General features: G+C 34.1%; 14 protein-coding genes. 4 read left to right on the top strand and 10 right to left on the bottom strand.

Going from position 1 to position 18,860, the window contains the following annotated elements:
* Window positions 1–352: 352 nt before the first annotated feature.
* From Q4503_RS06145 to Q4503_RS06135, 3 genes are all read right to left on the bottom strand, one after another.
* Entirely contained in the window at window positions 353–868 is a 516-nt protein-coding gene (locus tag Q4503_RS06145; protein ID WP_303601705.1) for a hypothetical protein, read from the bottom strand.
* Between the two features lie 200 nt (window positions 869–1,068).
* Window positions 1,069–2,889, bottom strand: coding sequence for a bifunctional diguanylate cyclase/phosphodiesterase (locus Q4503_RS06140; RefSeq protein ID WP_303601704.1), 1,821 nt, complete (start codon window positions 2,887–2,889; stop codon window positions 1,069–1,071).
* Window positions 2,890–2,903: 14 nt separating this feature from the next.
* Complete coding sequence (locus Q4503_RS06135; RefSeq protein WP_303601703.1) at window positions 2,904–4,040, bottom strand: FIST signal transduction protein; 1,137 nt, start codon at window positions 4,038–4,040, stop codon at window positions 2,904–2,906.
* Window positions 4,041–4,305: 265 nt separating this feature from the next.
* Here Q4503_RS06135 and Q4503_RS06130 point away from each other — a divergent pair, with 265 nt between their 5' ends.
* The gene (locus Q4503_RS06130) at window positions 4,306–5,472 is read left to right on the top strand and encodes a diguanylate cyclase (protein WP_303601702.1); all 1,167 of its coding nucleotides are present in this window, start codon (window positions 4,306–4,308) and stop codon (window positions 5,470–5,472) included.
* 144 nt (window positions 5,473–5,616) lie between these two features.
* On the top strand, window positions 5,617–6,297 hold the full coding sequence (locus Q4503_RS06125) for a phosphoglycolate phosphatase (protein WP_303601701.1): 681 nt from the start codon (window positions 5,617–5,619) through the stop codon (window positions 6,295–6,297).
* A gap of 116 nt (window positions 6,298–6,413) precedes the next feature.
* On the opposite strand, the gene Q4503_RS06120 is transcribed toward Q4503_RS06125, so the two are convergent.
* A complete protein-coding gene (locus Q4503_RS06120; protein ID WP_215972494.1) occupies window positions 6,414–7,919 on the bottom strand; it encodes an FAD-dependent oxidoreductase in 1,506 nt (501 codons plus the stop codon).
* Between the two features lie 561 nt (window positions 7,920–8,480).
* Here Q4503_RS06120 and Q4503_RS06115 point away from each other — a divergent pair.
* Window positions 8,481–10,277, top strand: coding sequence for a DUF885 family protein (locus Q4503_RS06115; RefSeq protein WP_303601700.1), 1,797 nt, complete (start codon window positions 8,481–8,483; stop codon window positions 10,275–10,277).
* Window positions 10,278–10,781: 504 nt separating this feature from the next.
* Here the strand turns inward: Q4503_RS06115 and Q4503_RS06110 are convergent.
* Both Q4503_RS06110 and Q4503_RS06105 read right to left on the bottom strand, forming a co-directional pair.
* The gene (locus tag Q4503_RS06110) at window positions 10,782–11,354 is read right to left on the bottom strand and encodes a DNA-J related domain-containing protein (RefSeq protein ID WP_303601699.1); all 573 of its coding nucleotides are present in this window, start codon (window positions 11,352–11,354) and stop codon (window positions 10,782–10,784) included.
* Between the two features lie 283 nt (window positions 11,355–11,637).
* A complete protein-coding gene (locus tag Q4503_RS06105) occupies window positions 11,638–15,015 on the bottom strand; it encodes a tetratricopeptide repeat protein (RefSeq protein WP_303601698.1) in 3,378 nt (1,125 codons plus the stop codon).
* A 298-nt stretch (window positions 15,016–15,313) separates the two neighbouring features.
* On the opposite strand from Q4503_RS06105, the gene Q4503_RS06100 reads away from it, so the two are divergent.
* Window positions 15,314–15,967, top strand: coding sequence for a hypothetical protein (locus tag Q4503_RS06100; protein ID WP_303601697.1), 654 nt, complete (start codon window positions 15,314–15,316; stop codon window positions 15,965–15,967).
* A 20-nt stretch (window positions 15,968–15,987) separates the two neighbouring features.
* On the opposite strand, the gene Q4503_RS06095 is transcribed toward Q4503_RS06100, so the two are convergent.
* The 4 genes from Q4503_RS06095 to Q4503_RS06080 all read right to left on the bottom strand — a co-directional run bounded on the left by Q4503_RS06095 (window position 15,988) and on the right by Q4503_RS06080 (window position 18,802).
* Complete coding sequence (locus Q4503_RS06095; RefSeq protein WP_303601696.1) at window positions 15,988–16,443, bottom strand: hypothetical protein; 456 nt, start codon at window positions 16,441–16,443, stop codon at window positions 15,988–15,990.
* Window positions 16,444–16,783: 340 nt separating this feature from the next.
* Window positions 16,784–17,803, bottom strand: a complete 1,020-nt coding sequence (locus Q4503_RS06090) for an NAD(P)/FAD-dependent oxidoreductase (RefSeq protein WP_303601695.1) — start codon at window positions 17,801–17,803, stop codon at window positions 16,784–16,786.
* Window positions 17,804–18,197: 394 nt separating this feature from the next.
* Complete coding sequence (locus Q4503_RS06085) at window positions 18,198–18,566, bottom strand: DUF1294 domain-containing protein (protein WP_303601694.1); 369 nt, start codon at window positions 18,564–18,566, stop codon at window positions 18,198–18,200.
* Entirely contained in the window at window positions 18,563–18,802 is a 240-nt protein-coding gene (locus Q4503_RS06080; protein ID WP_303601693.1) for a cold-shock protein, read from the bottom strand. Before Q4503_RS06080 ends, Q4503_RS06085 begins: the two co-directional genes overlap by 4 nt.
* Between the last annotated feature and the right edge of the window lie 58 nt (window positions 18,803–18,860).

The raw sequence follows: 18,860 nt of genomic DNA, 5'->3' as shown, positions 1-18,860 counted from the left end.
AAGAAAATAAGCCAACCCTTAATATTAATGACGTAGAGAAGAATGCTATGGTTAGGGCTTAACCCGATCTGAGGTTAATTAGTTGGCATGTTTAATTCTCAGTTAACTAAAGTCTATTGTCGGTACTGGTATTTCGGTACTGGTATTATAGAGAACGTTTATCTCTATTCTATCTATTGATTTATCATTTAAAATATCCACATTAATACTTATAATTATTGGTATTTATGACCTTTAAGAAGGATATGTATATTCATTTATACCCCACCCTTCTATTAATTGAAGTCAATATTAATTTTACTGAGTAAGTTTACATATCACTACTTAAAATCCATCAACAGTAATGTCAATTTCATCGTTCAGCCTGCTTTATAAAGTTTTTTCTATCGGCAGCTGTTGCGCTCTCATTACACTCACCATGTATAGTGTAAATTGACTTGTTAAGTGTACGATTCAGTTCAAAAAATCCTTTTCGGCAGTAACCATTTTCTTCAAGTTTTTCAACTAAACGAGTTTCAAGTTCATTGGTCATTTGACTGTCTCGTTTGTTACTTTTATTCGAACTTTTTGATTCTTGTTTATTAGGTCGTTCACCGCCTTTATCTCCCTTTTTGCCTTTTCCCTTTTCTTTGGCTTGCTTGTGTGATTTACCCTCGTTGCTATCGTCTTGTGGCGTAGTCTTGTATACAAAAATTAATGAAAAAGAAAACATTTTTGTATCATCTACAATATTACTTCTAAACACTTCTGTTATCTTATTGTCATATTTACTACTGCAACCAGATAAAATAAATAAAGTTATTAAAAAAACGACAATCGAATTTTTTAATGAAGTAGCATGTAGAAAGTTAGCGTGAATAAAGGTCATATAATGTAATCATAATAAAAAGAAGAGTAGATAAATATAATACTCCTTATTTAGTAAAGAAACGTAAAGCGGGTTATTTAATTAAACAACTAGCCAATTAACACTAATTAGCCTCTCGGCTATCTTAATACCTTAATACCTGAACAGTCAAAAAGAGAAAGCTTGATTCTAAGGTAAAGTGAGCTTAGTTTACTATTATCTTATTTTTGTGCATCGAATAACTGACAGAATTCTTCAAAAGGTAACGCTTTATTAAAAAAGTACCCTTGATATTGATAACAGCCGAGTTTTTTCAAACAATTTAATTCTTCTAGGGTTTCAACGCCTTCGGCTAAAACAGCCATATTAAGCGCCTTCCCCAAACTGATAATCATATTAACAATCGCTAGGCTTTCATCACTTTCTTCTATGCTGGACACGAAAGATCGATCTATTTTTAATATACTTGCGGGTATAAGCTTTAAGTAAGTTAAAGACGAATAACCCGTGCCAAAATCATCAATACCGCACGCAATTCCTTTGGCTTTTAAAGATGCAATCAGTTCAATGGAATCAGTAATATTTTCTATTAATAAGCTCTCTGTTAATTCCAAAGCTAAACGATTAGCTGAAATATTGTTTTGCTCAATAGCCGTCATGATTTTACTTTGAAAATTGTTCTCTATTAATTGTTTAGCGCTGACATTAATAGAGATTGCACCAAAACTTTGCGGTAGCCCACGTTGTTCTAGTTTTTTAATATCACGACATGCTTGTTCAAGCACCCATTGACCAATATATAAAATTAAATCACTTTCTTCAGCGATAGGAATATAGATAGCAGGGGATTCAATACCATGTTCCGGGTGATTCCAACGTAATAATGCTTCTGCCCCAATAATTTCATTATGATGGTTAAATTGGGGCTGGTAATACAATTCAAACTCTTTTGCTATTAATCCTTTTTTCATATCGTCGACATACGCAAGTCGTTTGTTTATTTTGTCTGACATTGCAGGATGATATTGCTTGCCTTGCAAATTCTTTTCACGTTTTGCTTCATACATGGCAATATCAGCAAATTTAATTAGGCTACTAGCAGTACTCTTTTGTAATGGGAAAAACACATAGCCAATACTACAATTAAGCTTATATGAATTATCTTTAATAATGAAAGGTTCTTCTATCGCTTGGTTAATTTCTTTAATAAATAAATTAGCTACCTGTTGATAATTTTGATCTAGCCCCTGCAAAATAATGATGAACTCATCGCCACCAAAACGTCCAACATGAACATTTTCATTACTTAAAGAATTAAGTCTATTTGCTAAGGTTATTAGTATGAGATCGCCAATACTATGCCCCATAGCATCATTAATAGGCTTAAACTTATTTAAATCAATAAATATAGTACAACCATACTCTGCTTTGATACTGGTCTGCTCAATAGCATTTTTAAGTAGTTTCTTAATATGTTGTCGATTGAATAAGCCAGTTAAGCCATCATGTTGTGATTGAAAAGCAAGTTTTTCTTCAATAAGCTGTCTAGAGTGTATTTCTTTGACCAAAGAATCATGTATTAAGGACGCATAACAACTTGTCGCTAATTTATTTAAAATAGGAGATAACGCCTTTTGAACATCCATAGCAAGAATATAATGCGTTTCAAAAACTAAAAAACCATGTCCAGGTACGATAAAACCATATAATTGATGGCCATTATCGTATTCCATTGCTATCGTCTCTTGCTGCTTATTTAATTGTTTAACAAAGCTTGATAATTTCAAGCAGTCTTGCCATGGTTTACCTGAATTGATTTTTGGGATACTTAATAAATTACGATAATCACCTTCTGCTATTGTTTCTATTTTCCTCGGAACGCCATTTTCATCGCAATAAACATAAAAGTGAGTACTGGTTAAATTTAAACGGCTAAAGCACACTTTTAAAAATACTTTTACCATGGCTTTTAAGTCAAGTTTATTGCCAATAGCCATGGCGAGTTCATGTTGCAACGAAATAAGTGATAAGGCTTTATTCATAAATTACCTATTTATTACCAGGTACTAATGACAATTGATCGGTTAAGAAGACTAAGCGCACCACTTTGACCGTTAGCAATTTCGCCAATGGAGAGTACACCAAATAATTCAGAAGATTTATTGTGTTTACTAATGACTTGTAGCTCCTGATTATACCTATCTTCCATATATAACACTCTACTTACACAGTCGAACATCATTGATGCTTGTTGGCTACCATTGATGTTTGAAAAAACTTCAATTGCGGCTTCTTCAGCTGCATTAATTAAGTTATCTTCACTGCCATGAAGTAAATATACCATAGAGTTAATAGCTATTTTACCAACACATTGTAAGTGACCATTAATCGCTAAAACAGGATCGCGAACAATTAAATTATTATTGATATCTTCAATACCTAATGGAAAGTGTTTGGTAATATCGTGAAAGTTACCGCTATCAAACTTGTAATGACTATTAATTTCTATGGCTTGGGCATAAACGTCAAATGCTGCTTGATAATTTAAGCTTAGTACTGTTTGTTCGTGTACCTCCGAGGCTAAAAAAGGCCCTTCCAATATTTGCCAACCATGAGCAATACTTGTCGTTATTTTAGAAGGTAAGGAAACGAGCAATACTGAATTACTATAGATACCGTTATTGGTAATAACACTTGGCCGTTGAACGAAATCTAAATAGCCCGCTCCACCTCCAGCAATAGAAATAGTATGATCGAGACAATCAAAAAGGCAATCAATGAAATCTTCGATATTAGTCATTAAGCCATCATAAAACATTAAGAAATCATCTTGATGATTAAGATTTTCATTTTTTTCTAATACTCTATTGATCTGTTCTTCTAATTCATCTTCATCACTGACTTGATCTAAGTCAGAAAAAAGTGACGTTTGATAAACCTCTTTAAAACCTATAATTAAAGCTCCTTGTTTATACAAAGCAGTTTGGTGAGTAATCATAGGGTACATTCCGCCAAAAACGGGTAACGAACAACCTGTTAACAATAACGTCAGTGCTTTTTCGTTGTATTCATTTTGGCTACAAATTAGCAGCATTAAGCTTTTTGCTCCTTTACCCTGAGCTAGCTGTAAACCTTTATTTAAATCATCAAGTGCTACACTTTCAATATACAAAGTGAATAATTCTTTATTCATATACTGGTATCCATCTGCATCTACCCATTTTTTTGTTATCAAAAATGCTTTTATTATATAAAAGTAGCGCTAATGCATAAAATTGTCTAGCTAATAGTAATCTCAAAACCTAGCCCCCCTTTTTTATTTCGCCTTAAAATAACCGACTTCAGAGCGTGTATTTTTTTTATCGAATCTAAAACTAGAAAAGCAATTAGTATATCAATACAATGGTGACTTTATTTAAGTAGAAGTTTTGGAGTATCAGTTGGTTAAGTTAAAAGGGATGAAGTCTACATTTTTATGTTTAATGGCAGTTACAGGCTTATTCTCATTATTAATTCACTTTCAAATACAGTGGCAAAGTCAATTAACGTTAATCAATTATTTGGTTTATCCATTACTGATCGTTACTGCTATCTTTGCAACCCAATTTAATCGCAGTAGAATTGCTATTTTATGCGGCTTATGGCTGGCATTTTTAGTTACAACAAACTCTCCGTCTATTAACACAAAACCTTTAATGCTAAATACACAATGGCTACTTTTATATGGCGCTAGTTTATTTATGCTATTGGCTTTAATAAAAGATCGCGCACTTTTATCTGTTCATATCGTCAGTAGGCTTATATTTATTGGTTTATGTGCCGCGATAACTTTTTATTGGCTACAGCTGAGCCAAAGTTTACATAGCTTAATACCACAAACGCCATTATGGACATCAGTTTTACCTTACGTTCCTATTATCATACCACTTGGCTTGTTGGGCCTTTTATTGGTATGGCGTAGTATTAGTAATCACGATTTAACACTCACAGCGCTACTGATTACCTTTATTGTTTGGTGTCTAAATCAGCTAAATATTATTGCTTTACCTTGGACGCTTATTGCCATAGTGATGTCTGCACTATATTTACTTGCCGTTAGCACTGACTCGTACTATTTAGCTTACCGCGATGATTTAACTGGATTACCTACTCGTCGTGCATTAAACCAACTCGCCTTATCACTGGGGCGTAAATACACAGTGGCTATGCTTGATATTGATCATTTTAAAAAATTTAATGATACCTACGGACATGACATTGGTGATGAAGTGCTAAAGCTGGTAGCAGCAAGAATGGCTGAAATGCGTAGTAGTGGTAAAATTTATCGCTATGGCGGCGAAGAATTTACTGTTGTTTTTCCAAGAAAAACAGCCGAGCAAGCTATTCCTGAGCTAGACAAACTACGTCAAAGTATTGCTAATTACGACATGGTGATTCGTAGCGATAAACGAACAGATAAAAAGAGTAGGAACACCAAAAAGAATAATAACAAAACGGTCAATGTTGCAGTATCAATTGGTGTAGCACAAAGAGAGCCAAAACAAAGTTTTGAGCAAGCATTAAAAAATGCTGATTTAGCACTATATCGCGCTAAAAAGAAAGGCCGAAATAATGTCAGTCAGTAGCATTATAACTTTTCTACTTAAGCTCGTGTAATACGAGCTTTAACACAAAGTTTTCAAACACTGTTATATTTTTCATATACGATGAAGCCTAAATGATATAATCGTGTAAATAACCACTAAATTAAAATGTTAATTGAGATCTTCATGAGTATAAAACAAAAACAGGTATTACTTTTCGATCTTGACGGCACATTGGTTGATAGCGCGCCCGATATTGCTTTGGCAGTTAATAGCACCCTAAAAGATCTAAATAAACCGGCATTTGATGAAAATACTATTCGTCAGTGGGTAGGTAATGGCGCTAAAGCATTAATAGAGCGTGCGTTATCTGGCTCAACCAATATTAATAAAGAACTCGATCGCACAGTAGTTGAAGATACTTTAGCTATTTTCTTAAGGCATTATCAACAATGTATATGTGTCAATTCTGTTTTATATTATGGTGTTAAAGAAGGTTTGCTTACTTTAAAAAAAGCGGGTTTTCGTTTAGCGATAATCACCAATAAACCTGAAAAGTTAATTCAGCCAATACTCTCAGGCTTAGGTATTGGTGATATGTTCGAAATATTGATTGGTGGCGACACCTTACCAGAAAAGAAACCTAACCCTGCACCACTTTTATTAGCCTTAAAGCAGCTTGATGTTACCGCAGACCAGTGCTTAATGATTGGTGATTCTAAAAATGATATTCTAGCCGCAAAAGCAGCTAACATAGACAGTGTTGGTTTTACTTATGGTTATAATTACGGTGAAGATATCGCACAATATAATCCACAATGGTGTTTTAATACTTTCCCTGAATTCACTTCAGCAGCTTTTGATTAAGCAATATAAGCTAAGTGTTAATTGCGTCATACTAATTAAAACTTAGATTCAAATAACAAACTGACTTACGCTAAGCGCCAAATCGCCAAATCGCCAAATCAATTATAGATTAAAGATTAAAGATTCTTCGCTAACGCCACAGGATAATCTCGCTGCTGTGCTAACGCTATAGCTCGCTCTGTTACTTCAGTTTCAGAGCATTTCAAGCTAACAGGAAAGTAATGTTCTGTTAAATAGTTTATGCCTATTTTTGCTAATTTCTCATCTGCATACATTAATTGCTCAGCAATAAGTCCACAATCAATAAAATTCTTTAAGATCGCATCGGCGGCGTCTAAAGCTGAAGAGGCTTTCACTATTTCAGCACGAGCGTAATGTTGACCATAAAAAGATACATCTGCAGTCCGTAAATTAGCATCTTCGCCCGGGATTTGTTGTGCCCCAAAAAGTGGTTTTGCCGCCACAGTCGCTGAACTAAATTCTGGCAGAAACTGCGCCATATGTTCAATTGAACCTAGCGTTCTGTTTTGAATTAATTGCTCAGGCCACTGTTTATCAATTTTTTCTATAAAGCGTTTGGCTAATTTAGGCTGAGCACTATTAACCGAGCTAGCCACTAAACCTTGATCAAAAAGTGTGATGTCTTGCGTCATGCCATGTAATTGAAAATATCCGTCTGGGTAAGGCGTTAATTGTGCCATACCTTGCGGCGTTCCCCGCTCACCATAAAAGACAATTTCAGGCCATATACCATGACATTGCGGCCAATGTGCAACATAAGCGGCTTTAAATTCAACCATGCGCTTACGTTTGGCACTTACCATGTCATCAATTTCACCGGTTTTGAAACCGCAGGCATTAATGACATAATCATAATTTTTATGCTGAACAATATCACTGCCATGTTGCTTTGTTGATACCTGCCAACCTGGTTTATCTGTTTGTTGAGTGAGCCCAACAACTTGATTATTTGTTTGCAGGTGACACGTAGGTAAACGCTCTATAGCTAAACTAACAATGGCTGCAAAACGAAATGCGGACAAGCCATATTCTTGTACTAACAACACCGGAAACTTAAGCTTGTTTAAATCAACGTTTTGCGCAAATGAAATTAACCAATCACTCGCATCTGCCGCTTTTTCTGGTATTGCTTTTCGCTGTAATACCTCAAGCTCAGCACGAGAATAAAAGCGAAAATAATCCGCTGGTTTACCCAATACTTGATTACGATTGTCTTTATTAACTAATTCTTGATATTTAGCACGCAATTTTTCTAAACGGGGTAATAAGTCTTCTGGCTCACCATTGTCTGTTTTAGGTAACGCAATCACCGTGGGGCGAATATTGACACTGTGAGGGTAAACTTTAACCGTATCAATTGATTGCTGCAATAAAACCAAACACTGCTCATCACTGATTTCACGATATAGGTTGCCACCCGCATGTAAATGACAAATAGGAGGGCCGTTAACCAAACTCGGTCCTTTTTCTATCAAGGTAGTATCTAAACCTAATTCAGCAAAACGTAATGCAATAGTCGATCCTGCAACGCCGCCGCCAATAATGGCAATTTTAATTTTAGAGTTGGATAAAGGTTGTTGAGTAATTAAAGGTTTATGCATATTTTCGGGTAATGTTATATCAAGTGAGTTAATTCAACTTGAACTTGCAGCTTTATCGATAAATTAACTTATCGTTTAATAAGTAACCTGAGTTCGGTTTAATAAATTAAAAACATCTTAAACCGAGTTCAGGATAAGTAATATCAACGTGATAAATAATATTTTACTACCTTTATAGCAAAGTTAAGGTCTTTGCAAAGGATCTACTAAATTAGGCGAGATTATACAGTAATGTTGTTAAGGGTGGTACTTATCACGTTTGTTTAATCATTACCCTACCGCTCTTTAATCCTATGTCTAATAAGTCATATTATTACGACAGATAAAAATAAAGCTCTAGTAGGTAGATCAACTTACCTATAAACAATACAATCTATTAATAAAGAGTCATTAGCTGAAAAGATTAAGCTAATTAGTCTGGCTAACAAGAACGACTAGCGTCATTGTTAAAGACCTAAAATGTAAGCCTCTCTTCATAGTAAATATGCTCAAATAGTATTGTTAATCTCGATTACTTTAATTACCTTAAAATATTTATACCTGCAAAAAATTAGGAAAACAATGAAATACAATAACGTAACTAAAAATTATAAAATCCGAAGTTTGCTTACCTGTCTGTGGCTTTTTGTTTATAGCAGCTGTTCATTTGCTAATGAGCAAGTAACTATAAATGCCAATGAAAAGCTAACAGAAATAATTAATGAAAGATGGGATTATTCTTTAAAAGAAAGTCCTTTATCTGCGACTCGTTCTGGATTAAGTGAATATAATCATTTACTTCCTCGTGTATCACCAAAAGATAACAATAATCGCCTTGTCGCAGAACAGGAATTTCTTAGCCGATTATCGAGCATAGACATTGAACAACTTACCGACGAAAATCGAATTAACCACCAATTACTAAAATGGGTGATTGAAGATTCTATCAGTCGCTATCAATTAAACTTATCTCGTATCCCACTAAATACCTTCAGTAGCTTTTTTCTATCGGTTCTTAGTATGGGTAATGGTTTAGTAATGAGTAATACTAAAGACTATCAAGACTATATTGCTCGATTAAATGAAATACCAAGGTATTTCAACGAAAACATTGAGAATATGCACACAGGAATTGAAACCAATTTTACCCTGCCAAAAATAGTTATTGAAGGGATCCTTCCTACCGTTAAAGCACAAATATATAAAGATCCAACAAAAAGCAGTTTATATAAACCATTTTTAAAGATGAATAACACGCTTTCAGAAGAAACAAAAGCACAGCTTAGAGCAAGCGCTAAACAAGCGATATCAAAATCGGCGATACCGGCGTTTGAAACATTTGCTGAATTTTTTGGTGGTGAATACTTAAAAGCAGCGCCTGAAAACCTTGGCGCAGAACAAATGAATAATGGCAAAGCCTATTATGCTCACCAAATTAAAACCTACACCACATTAACAGACATTACGGCACAAGAAATACATCAAATAGGGCTTAACGAAGTAAAGCGTATTCGTGAAGAAATGGACCAAATCATCAAGGACCTTAACTTCAAAGGCTCTTTTGAAGAGTTTACTCAATTTCTTCGAACTGATCCGCAATTCTATGCTAAATCTGCGAAAGACTTATTAAAAGAAGCTTCTTACGTTGCCAAACGTATTGATTATGTAATGCCTGAGTTCTTTGGAAAGCTACCACGTTTACCCTACGGCGTAGTACCCGTACCTAAAGAAATAGCGCCCAATTATACAACCGCTTCATATAATGGTGCTGTTATTGGTGGTAATCGTGGCGGCGCATACTGGTTAAATACTTATCAACTGGATCAACGCCCTTTATACGAACTTACCGCACTCACATTACACGAAGCAGTACCAGGTCATCATCATCAGTCAGCTATTTCAAGTGAACTAAAAAATGTACCTAAATTTCGTTTAGGGCTTTATTTTAGTGCATATGGTGAAGGTTGGGGATTATATTCAGAAAAGTTAGGTGTTGAAATGGGCGTTTACGACACACCCTATGATCATTTTGGCCGCTTAAGTTACGAAATGTGGCGAGCCTGTCGTTTGGTTATTGATACAGGCATACATTCTCAAGGTTGGAGTAGACAGCAAGGTATCGATTTTCTTGCCAGTAACACTTCGTTATCTGAAGCGAATGTAAGAGCTGAAGTAGATCGCTATATATCGTGGCCTGGACAAGCACTTTCATATAAATTAGGCGAGATTGCTATTTGGAAGCTTAGAAATAAAGCAGAAACAGCACTAGGCGAAAAATTCAACCTTCCTGATTTTCATGATGCTTTACTAGGCAATGGTGCATTACCACTAACCATGGTTGAAGCTGAAATTAACCGATTTATAGCAGCTAATAAGTGAGTTGATTTCAAATTAAATAAGTTAAACTCTACTACGTTAACGTTGATAAAATTTAATTGGAAAAATTAGGTAGTAAAAATAAAATATCATAAACTGCTCAGCCAACGGTTGTGCAGTTTATGAGTAATAACTATTCAAAAATAAACAGGCTGGTTATTTAAAGATCTGATCTTCCCTCTAATACCAAACGGATTATTAAATTGACCAACTTAGAGCTACATTAGCGAGCTTAGAACAAACACAATGAGTTAATTATAGTCATTCTATATTTCATTCATTTTGTGCGGTTATCAGTTTGCTAATGAGCTCCCGAAGGGCGAGTTTATAAGGCTTATATGCCGCGTTATTGATTTTGACAAGGGAATAACCATTCTCTGCAATCAATGCCTTGCCTCTAAGCCTTTTAATTCTCGCTAAGTGATCAATTAATTAGTCCGATTGGTATAACAACCTTGTTGTTATATAAAGTTCAATCATTACAGAGTCATCAATTAAATTTAGCATTCAACTTCGATAACTAACGCTTAATATTTCATAAGCTTTACGAATTTCAATAAAATCTTCTGGACAGCCTCCTTTATCTGGGTGGCTCATAGTGACTTTGCTTTTGTAAGCCTGACGAATATCCAGCCAATTTACATCTTTCTCTAGGCCTAATATAGTCAACGCTGCATCAACTTTATCAACCGCGCGATACTTTTGCCAAAAGCTTGCAAAGAGTGCGTTAACGTCGTCAACAGTGATGTTATTCAAATTAGACCAAGCTAAATAATAGTGAGCTAAATCAGTATCACGTGTGGTTAAGCTATGTTCATTTGCTGCGTTTTTAGCAATAAGACAAATTTCTAATGGAAAAATAGTGAGTAAGAAACCTTCCGTTTGAATATCACGTTGAATTTGATATAAGGCGTTCATAACAAAAAAGTTCTTCTGAAAAAGAATAACTTGAGGGTCTTCTTCTTTACCAATAAGGGAAATAAGATCATCTTTACAAAGGTTAACTAAATCAATTAATGAGCATGCACTATGTTGTTTTTTTAAATACTCCAAAATAGGAATAATCAAAGGATTGGTCATTAATTTAGCTTCCTTTAAATGAGTTTCTAACATGTATTACCATTGCGCTATGTTTTATATTAATTATGCTTTATATCAACTTTACTAGATACGACTGAATAAATGTTAGATTATTTTATATTTTTCATTATTATCTTTATCTAAAAACTAACCTACTGATAAATAAATGCTTCTAGTTCAAGTTCTATTTTTTTTATTCGTAATCTGACTATCCTAAACCCTAGTTGGGTACTAATGATAGGCAGTTACACAGATTTTGTTACAAGGTCTTTTTATAAGACTATTATTGTAAAGATGCTAACACTTTTTGATAAAAATACTGCTTATCATTATTACTTGTTTGAGTAAAATGAATAATGAATGCGTTCAATGTTTTAATAAGCTCTTCATCCGTAATATTTTTGTTTTCTTTCATTATTGTTAAGCATCGTGTTAAATAGATCTCAGCTTTGTCACTGTCGCCTGTTAATAAATAGAACCGTGCTAAACCAATTAAAGGACCTCTTAGCTCAGGGTGGTGCTCACCTAAGACCTCAATCTTAAAGTTAAGCCCTTCTTGATATAAGCTTAGTGCTTTATCCAACTGATTACTATCGAGATAAAGATTAGCAAGCTCCTGTGATGCAGTTAACGTGGTTGGGTGCTTTATACCTAATTTGGAGGTTAATTTTTTTACCGTATCTTCAATTAAAGGTCGTGCTTCGTCATAGCTTGCATTCAAGCGTAATAAACGTGAAAATTTCATTTGCGTTTGTAAGGTTTCAATATGGCTTTGACCTAGAATATCTTGTCTTAATTGCAATGTTTTTCTAAATAACCGTTCAGCCTCTGCTACTTTACCTAAACCACGGTAACTATCAGCAAGGTTATGCATTGATCTTAATACCGTAATATGACGTTCTCCAAAGACCACTGATGCATGCTGAATATGTGCTTTAATCATAGGCACTGCTAATTGATATTGCCCCATAGCTTCATATAATGAACCTAAGCTACTGGAACATACTAATGTTAATGGATCATATTCACCTAAAAGAACTCGACTATTTTCAATACACAAGTTGTACATCTCTTTAGCTTCTTCGTAGTCTCCTAGCCAGTAAGCTATCGTGCCCAATTGATTTAATGAACGAATGCTATCTTTATTTTTATTACCACAAAGGTTTTTTCGTTTTTCATAAACTTGTGTATATATTATTTTTGCTTTCTCTAGCGATCCCGTATCCTGATAAAAACCACCTAAATTACTTAAATAACCAAGGTATATACTACTTTTTTCACCATACAGCTCTTTACTTAGCGTGATAGACTCTTTAATTAATGGTAATTGAATGTTGAATTCAAATTTATTACCATAAAAACGAATGTACTGATTTAAAAAATTTAAATACTCTTTAGTTTGCTTTAATTGAGTGTCGTTATAGAATATTGACGCTGTAGTTAAATGCTTTTCTGCTGCGTCGAGTAACCCTAAATCTATATAAATACCAGCAATGACTGTTTGAATAGTCGCGTCAATTTCAGGGTGTTTTTTTAAAGCATTATCAGCAGTAATATTTTCACTGGCTTTTACCAAAATATCTTTAACTAATACTTCTTTACCTTTTGCTTTTTGGGGTTGGATTTCCTTAAACATATTAGTTAAAAATGTGGCTATTGCATCAGCTTTTTTACTTTGATATAAAGCGACATCACGTTCATAACCAACCTGCCTTGATTGATACCACGTTAAAAGACTAAAACCAATCATGACTAAGACAAACAGAGTAATGAAATTATTTTTTCTGTTTTCGTGCCGCTTAGATTTGGAAATAAACTCGATTTCATTAGCATTTAGATGAATACCCGAGCGTTTACTTAATTCAATATCGTCTAAAATCTTTTGCTTTGAATTGAGTAAAGTGTCAGTAGACTTATTACTTTCTAACCAATATAAACAATCATCCGCCAATTGTTCACGCTTATAAATTGCTTCACTATTTTCATTAACCCATTTGCTAATTCTATGCCAATGCTTTAATAAGGCTTCATGAGCAATAGTGATAAATTGTACTTCACTATTTATTTTTTCATTTTTAGCTTTTGAAGGAAAGTAACGCTGCTCCCCTGTTGATGTCTGAAGTATTGTTACGAAAAGATGCGCATCAAGAAAGCTTTGAATAAATTGTTTTTCGGCGGGATCAACAAAAATAGCTATTGGTGCTTTTCGTGCCGTAATACTCTGTTTATTACGGTAGTCTATTTTGACTAAAGCGTGCATTATACTATCCCAGCATTTTTGCGCAGATGGTGATAAAAGATTAAAGGTGATTTCTGCTTGCTGAGCTATCGCCCCTTCCATTCCCCCCATATCATGATAAACGCTAAGCAGTAATTTGTTATCTTTACTACGTTGCTGGTATAGCAAGTCAAGTGTGTACTCTAACAGTGGTAAAGCATCGTGGTTTTTAACCGCTGCGGCCAGTAATATCTCATCCAATTGTTCGCCGCTTATTTCATCTTTTTCAAATGTTAAGCCTGCAGCTATGGCTGGATTACGTATCATCCTTGTAATTTCAATGGGGCTGGCGGCTTGTAAGTCGTATTGACGCCCATTATCTTTTAAATCAGGAAAACCATTAACGTCGATACATTCTGCATAAAAATCATTTCGTAACATGGCAATGCATAATAAATTTTCGCATTGTGCTAACTGCTTTATACAAAGAACCAGGTTTTCTTTCAAACGCGTATCTAAATTATCATCCAGTAAAAATTGTTCAAACTGATCAATAACCAATAATTGGTAATTTTTTACTTTATTTGGACCGTCAATGTTTTCTGTTAATTCGCCAGTGTGTACTAGGCCGTTTTGAACGAGACTTTTTGTATATAATCCTGACGTTAGTTTGCGTGGTGTTTGTTCTACTTCCTTTATAAAGTTCGTCAATTCAATATCAGGCTTTAATAGAGATAATGTACTTAAAGCATTGATAATTGTAGCCGTAGGTGATTCATGAATACTTTGGTTGGGCGTTATAATATGATGTTGTTTTACGCGCAATTGAGAAAAGCCGGTTTCGCTGTTTAAATAAGGTAATACCCCTGCTCGAATCAATGACGATTTACCACTACCACTTTTCCCCAATAATAGTAAAAAATGACAACGGCGTTCAATACAATGCTTTAAACTTTGAATAACTTCCGCAATCGCTTTTGTTCTGCCAAAGTAGATAGGCGTATGACTTTCATCAAACGTATTCAAACCCATATATGGTGAACCATGGGTCCATTGTGTAAGACTCTGCCGTGGAGCAAAGTGTGATGTTTCATTTTTAAAAACAACATCACTAATAATTCGATAACCGCGTCGATAGATAGTTTCAATATATATCGGCTGCTTAGCATTACAACCTAACTTTTTTCTTAGACCCGCAATACATTTTTGGACAGGAGCATCGCCATAGAAAGTACCTGACCAACAAGCGATTAACAACTGTTCTGCGCTAATAGTTTGACCCGCGTTTTGACATAGATAAATGAGTACATCCATCATTTTAGGCTCAATGGTAAAACTATTATCTTTACTTATGAGTTGATTTGAACCGCTATCTACGGCCCATTCACCTAAGGTAAAAGAGTATTGTTTATCGGTTACATTTAACTGATCTTTGCTTGCCATTCTAGTACCAATAACTTAATAAGCCTTATCTATTGATATAAAGCTTATAGTATCAACAACGTCTTTACCATAAACATTACATAAAAAATAAAAACCAAAAACAACACTCCAAACCATTGATAATAAACAGATTTAATTAAAATCATCATGGTAAGGAAATCGTAAGGTTCTCTATATTCGCTTTATTGCAATATGGTAAGGAAGTCGTAAGTACTTTTACATAATAATTAGTAATAATAGTTCAAATGCAGGGGGAAGTATAAATTAACAAAGAACAAATCCATAAAGGAGAAAGGCAATGAAAACTATATTTGGTCTACTATTAATATCTGTTTTTTTATTGGTGGGTACAGTAACTAATGCTAACAACTTTAATATAAAAGTTAACACAAACGTTAATAATAAAAACTTGATTGATGTTTGGAATAATGACTTTTCTCAAAAAGCTTTTTTTAATGAGAAAAATAATACCACCTACTTAACTATTTATAATCAGCAAAATGAACTCGTCGCTGAACACCTTATACCAAGAGCAAAAAAACTGAAGAATATTACTTGGTCTACAAACAACAAATACCTAACCTTTACCGAAAATGATCAAAATTTATGGGTGTATAGCATTGAACACAATGCGAGTAAATTAATTGAAAACAACGTTATTAATACCAAAGAAAATAAATTTAGTGTGCAATGGTCGCCAAATAGTGAATGGATTCAATATTTATCGCATGTAAACTCTCGAAATAAAGCAAAAATCTATTCATTAAAACGCCATCGCTCTTTTATCTTACCTATAAATTCAAGCCAAATATCATCTATAAACTGGCAAGGTTATGACAATAAACTCATCATCAATTCCCCGTTTATGGAGCCAGAAAAACCTGAACAGATGATTATTTATGGAATTAAGTTGGTATTACAAGCTGACTCTCAGGTTGCACGCTTACACTAATTTATCAAACCAGTATTTATTTAGATATCATCCATGCGATTAGCAGCATGTATAATTTGTTGAGATTTTGCCGATTGGAGTTCAATTAAATTTTCAAGGTGCGTTTTCACTGTTTCACTTGGCATTAGTGCCTTGATAACGTTTAACCACTCGTTTAGCTGAACTCTTATTTGTGTCGTTACATCGAGTACAGTAGTAATGTTAACATCCGAATTTTCTTTAAAACTGATAATGCTTTCTGAGACCTTATGTTCAATATCTTCATCAATCCACGTACTAAGAACTCCAATAGCTTCATCGCTAATTAACTTTTGAATATCAAGAATATTTTCTGCTTGCTTTTCAATAATGTAATGAAGAAAAATACGTGTTCGTTCATCCTTTGTGTTTTCTAAAAAATGGGTATATAAGCCATTTAATTCTTGGTTTATTTCCATTACGTGCTGATAAATTTCTTTTAATTGATGATATCTCATTTTATTTCCTTAAATTTATAATAATCCCAATGCTATTAAATTATTGCCCACTTGTGCTGGTTAAAATAAGCCAAGGTTGCGTTGCTTTCAATCACAATAGCCAGCTATTGCTCAATCAAGCGTCTTATCTTGATTTATTTTTCCTTCGCACAACAAGATCACAAACTTAATAGAGGTGGTATAAGCCGTATCGCTTTTGATGGTCATGATTGAATTTACAATACCATGTTAACTATTGAAGTAACTATCAATCTCAATCTTAATCTTAACCTTAATCTTAATTTTAATTTTAATTTTAATTTTAATTTTAATTTTAAAAAAATATGTCACAACACATACTTTAAGAGTTAAGCAATTTTTGTAAAATAGGGCTTGTGGTTGTATACAGTGTCGCAACACGTTTTGTAGTATCCATTGACTGCTTAATAGCAAAAGCGGCTAATGCTGATTCATGAAAGCCACTTAAAATTAAATTTCTTTTACCTGGATAATAATTTATATCGCCGACAGCATATATACCCGTAATAGACGTTTGAAACTTTTCCGTATCTACACAAATTTGATGACGGTTCATTTCAAGATTCCAGTCAGCTATGGGACCAATTTTGGGTGATAAACCAAACATAACAAGTAAAGAATCAACATCAACGGTTCTTTTTATACCTGAAGATTGAATTATAAGCTTACTTAGTGAGTCTCCCTCTTTTTTATAATCAACCACTTGTCCACATAAAAATTGCATTTCATAATTTGTGCATAACTGCTCCATTTTATTAATACTCGCTTCTGAGGCTCTAAAATTAGTACTTCGATGAATCATCAAAACACTTTGTGCTATAGGTTGTAATGTCAGTGCCCAATCAAATGCACTATCACCACCACCTAATACCACAACATTTTTATCTTTAAAGGCATTTTTATCTTTTACTCTATAAAAAAGTTGGCGATCTTCAAATGCCTCAATCCCCTTAACTTTTAAACGAACAGGTTCGAAAGCACCACTGCCTGCGGCAATAATTACTGCTCTACATTCGATTAAAACATCTCTATCCGTTTTAACAAAAAACAAATCATCTCTTTCTTTATGTATCTCTATAACCTTTTGAGATAACAAATATTCTGGATTAAATGGTGAGGCTTGCTTTTCTAACGCCTCAATTATCGACTGCGCGGAAGCGACAGGAATAGCGGGAATATCATAAATAGGTTTGTCTGGGTAAAGTTGTGAACACTGGCCTCCTATTTCAGGAACGCTATCAACAACAATAGCTTTCAGACCTTGTAAACCTAATTCAAATATTTGAAATATTCCTACAGGGCCGGCACCAATAATAACAACATCTGTCTTTAAGTTTTCCATATTGAGTATTCCTAATATCTACGAATCTTTCAAGTTAAACTAAGCAAGAACAAGGCGGTAAATTTTTCTTTAAGCTATCTCTAAATTATTTAATAAAAGCAGTGTCATTGGTTCCATAAACTATATCATGAAGCCCATTATTGTATAACCCTAGTATCTTCATTTTTTATAGCGAAAAATACTCAGTATTTTGATAAAACGTTTGTAAAATAAAAGTCTTAAGGAAGTGGTTTTTCTTTAAAATATAACAACTTAGTAAAGAGAACTATTGACGTTTCAAAGCATTCGCCCCTAGTTATTTTAATGTTAGGGTTGATAGCTTTAGCTTCACCTAAATTTAAAAACAGTACGTTAATCTGTTTACTCGTTTACATTCATGATTTTACTCATACTATTAGCCTAGAATTTGTAACACCGTCTCCCCTTTTGGTGTAAAAAGCCACACTAATACAGCTAAATTTACAAATACCGTCAGCCAAAAAACTCTTCTAAATTCTTTCTTTTGAGATTTATGCCTTAATACTTGCTGTGCTATAGCGGCGCCTGGCCAACCACCAATCAAGGCAAGCATATGTAAAGAGCTTTCTGGTGTTCGCCAAACCTTGCGCTTTGCTTTTGACTTATCTGATGCATAAACTAAAAAGGTAATAGCACTAGCGCCTACATATAGGAATATAAGCTTCTGAGGAAAGTATTCGAACAGATAAAATATTATAATCGAGGTAATAAAAACAACCGACAAATAAATTGAAAAACGATTCATTTTTTGGCTGCCTTTATCTTTAATTTTTCACCCGAAAATGTCGCTTGATCTGCACAAATTCTGCCTTGCCTATCTTTTGATAAAGAAAAGGTAATAACATCATTTATTTGAGGTGTTCGATGTCGATTGATTAACGACTTTTTATGAATAAAAACCTGTTCACCACCACCATTAGGCGCGATAAAACCAAAAGCCTTGTCTTCATTCCATTTAATTAACTTACCTTTTGAGCGCATGCTCAACTCCTTATTAATCACTACACTATGCGATAATTTACCAGCGTTTGATAATTAA

Source organism: Colwellia sp. 6_MG-2023 (assembly GCF_030547765.1).
In the GTDB taxonomy this organism is placed as follows: Bacteria; Pseudomonadota; Gammaproteobacteria; order Enterobacterales; family Alteromonadaceae; genus Colwellia.
The sequence above is the reverse complement of the archived record's forward strand: the minus strand, read 5'-3'. Positions and strand labels throughout refer to the sequence as shown.

Excerpts from the sequence above, each read along its gene's own strand:
- Q4503_RS06145 (WP_303601705.1), bottom strand. The coding sequence starts at position 868 with ATGACCTTTATTCACGCTAACTTTCTACATGCTACTTCATTAAAAAAT.
- Q4503_RS06140 (WP_303601704.1), bottom strand. The coding sequence starts at position 2,889 with ATGAATAAAGCCTTATCACTTATTTCGTTGCAACATGAACTCGCCATG.
- Q4503_RS06135 (WP_303601703.1), bottom strand. The coding sequence starts at position 4,040 with ATGAATAAAGAATTATTCACTTTGTATATTGAAAGTGTAGCACTTGAT.
- Q4503_RS06130 (WP_303601702.1), top strand. The coding sequence starts at position 4,306 with ATGAAGTCTACATTTTTATGTTTAATGGCAGTTACAGGCTTATTCTCA.
- Q4503_RS06125 (WP_303601701.1), top strand. The coding sequence starts at position 5,617 with ATGAGTATAAAACAAAAACAGGTATTACTTTTCGATCTTGACGGCACA.
- Q4503_RS06120 (WP_215972494.1), bottom strand. The coding sequence starts at position 7,919 with ATGCATAAACCTTTAATTACTCAACAACCTTTATCCAACTCTAAAATT.
- Q4503_RS06115 (WP_303601700.1), top strand. The coding sequence starts at position 8,481 with ATGAAATACAATAACGTAACTAAAAATTATAAAATCCGAAGTTTGCTT.
- Q4503_RS06110 (WP_303601699.1), bottom strand. The coding sequence starts at position 11,354 with ATGACCAATCCTTTGATTATTCCTATTTTGGAGTATTTAAAAAAACAA.
- Q4503_RS06105 (WP_303601698.1), bottom strand. The coding sequence starts at position 15,015 with ATGGCAAGCAAAGATCAGTTAAATGTAACCGATAAACAATACTCTTTT.
- Q4503_RS06100 (WP_303601697.1), top strand. The coding sequence starts at position 15,314 with ATGAAAACTATATTTGGTCTACTATTAATATCTGTTTTTTTATTGGTG.
- Q4503_RS06095 (WP_303601696.1), bottom strand. The coding sequence starts at position 16,443 with ATGAGATATCATCAATTAAAAGAAATTTATCAGCACGTAATGGAAATA.
- Q4503_RS06090 (WP_303601695.1), bottom strand. The coding sequence starts at position 17,803 with ATGGAAAACTTAAAGACAGATGTTGTTATTATTGGTGCCGGCCCTGTA.
- Q4503_RS06085 (WP_303601694.1), bottom strand. The coding sequence starts at position 18,566 with ATGAATCGTTTTTCAATTTATTTGTCGGTTGTTTTTATTACCTCGATT.
- Q4503_RS06080 (WP_303601693.1), bottom strand. The coding sequence starts at position 18,802 with ATGCGCTCAAAAGGTAAGTTAATTAAATGGAATGAAGACAAGGCTTTT.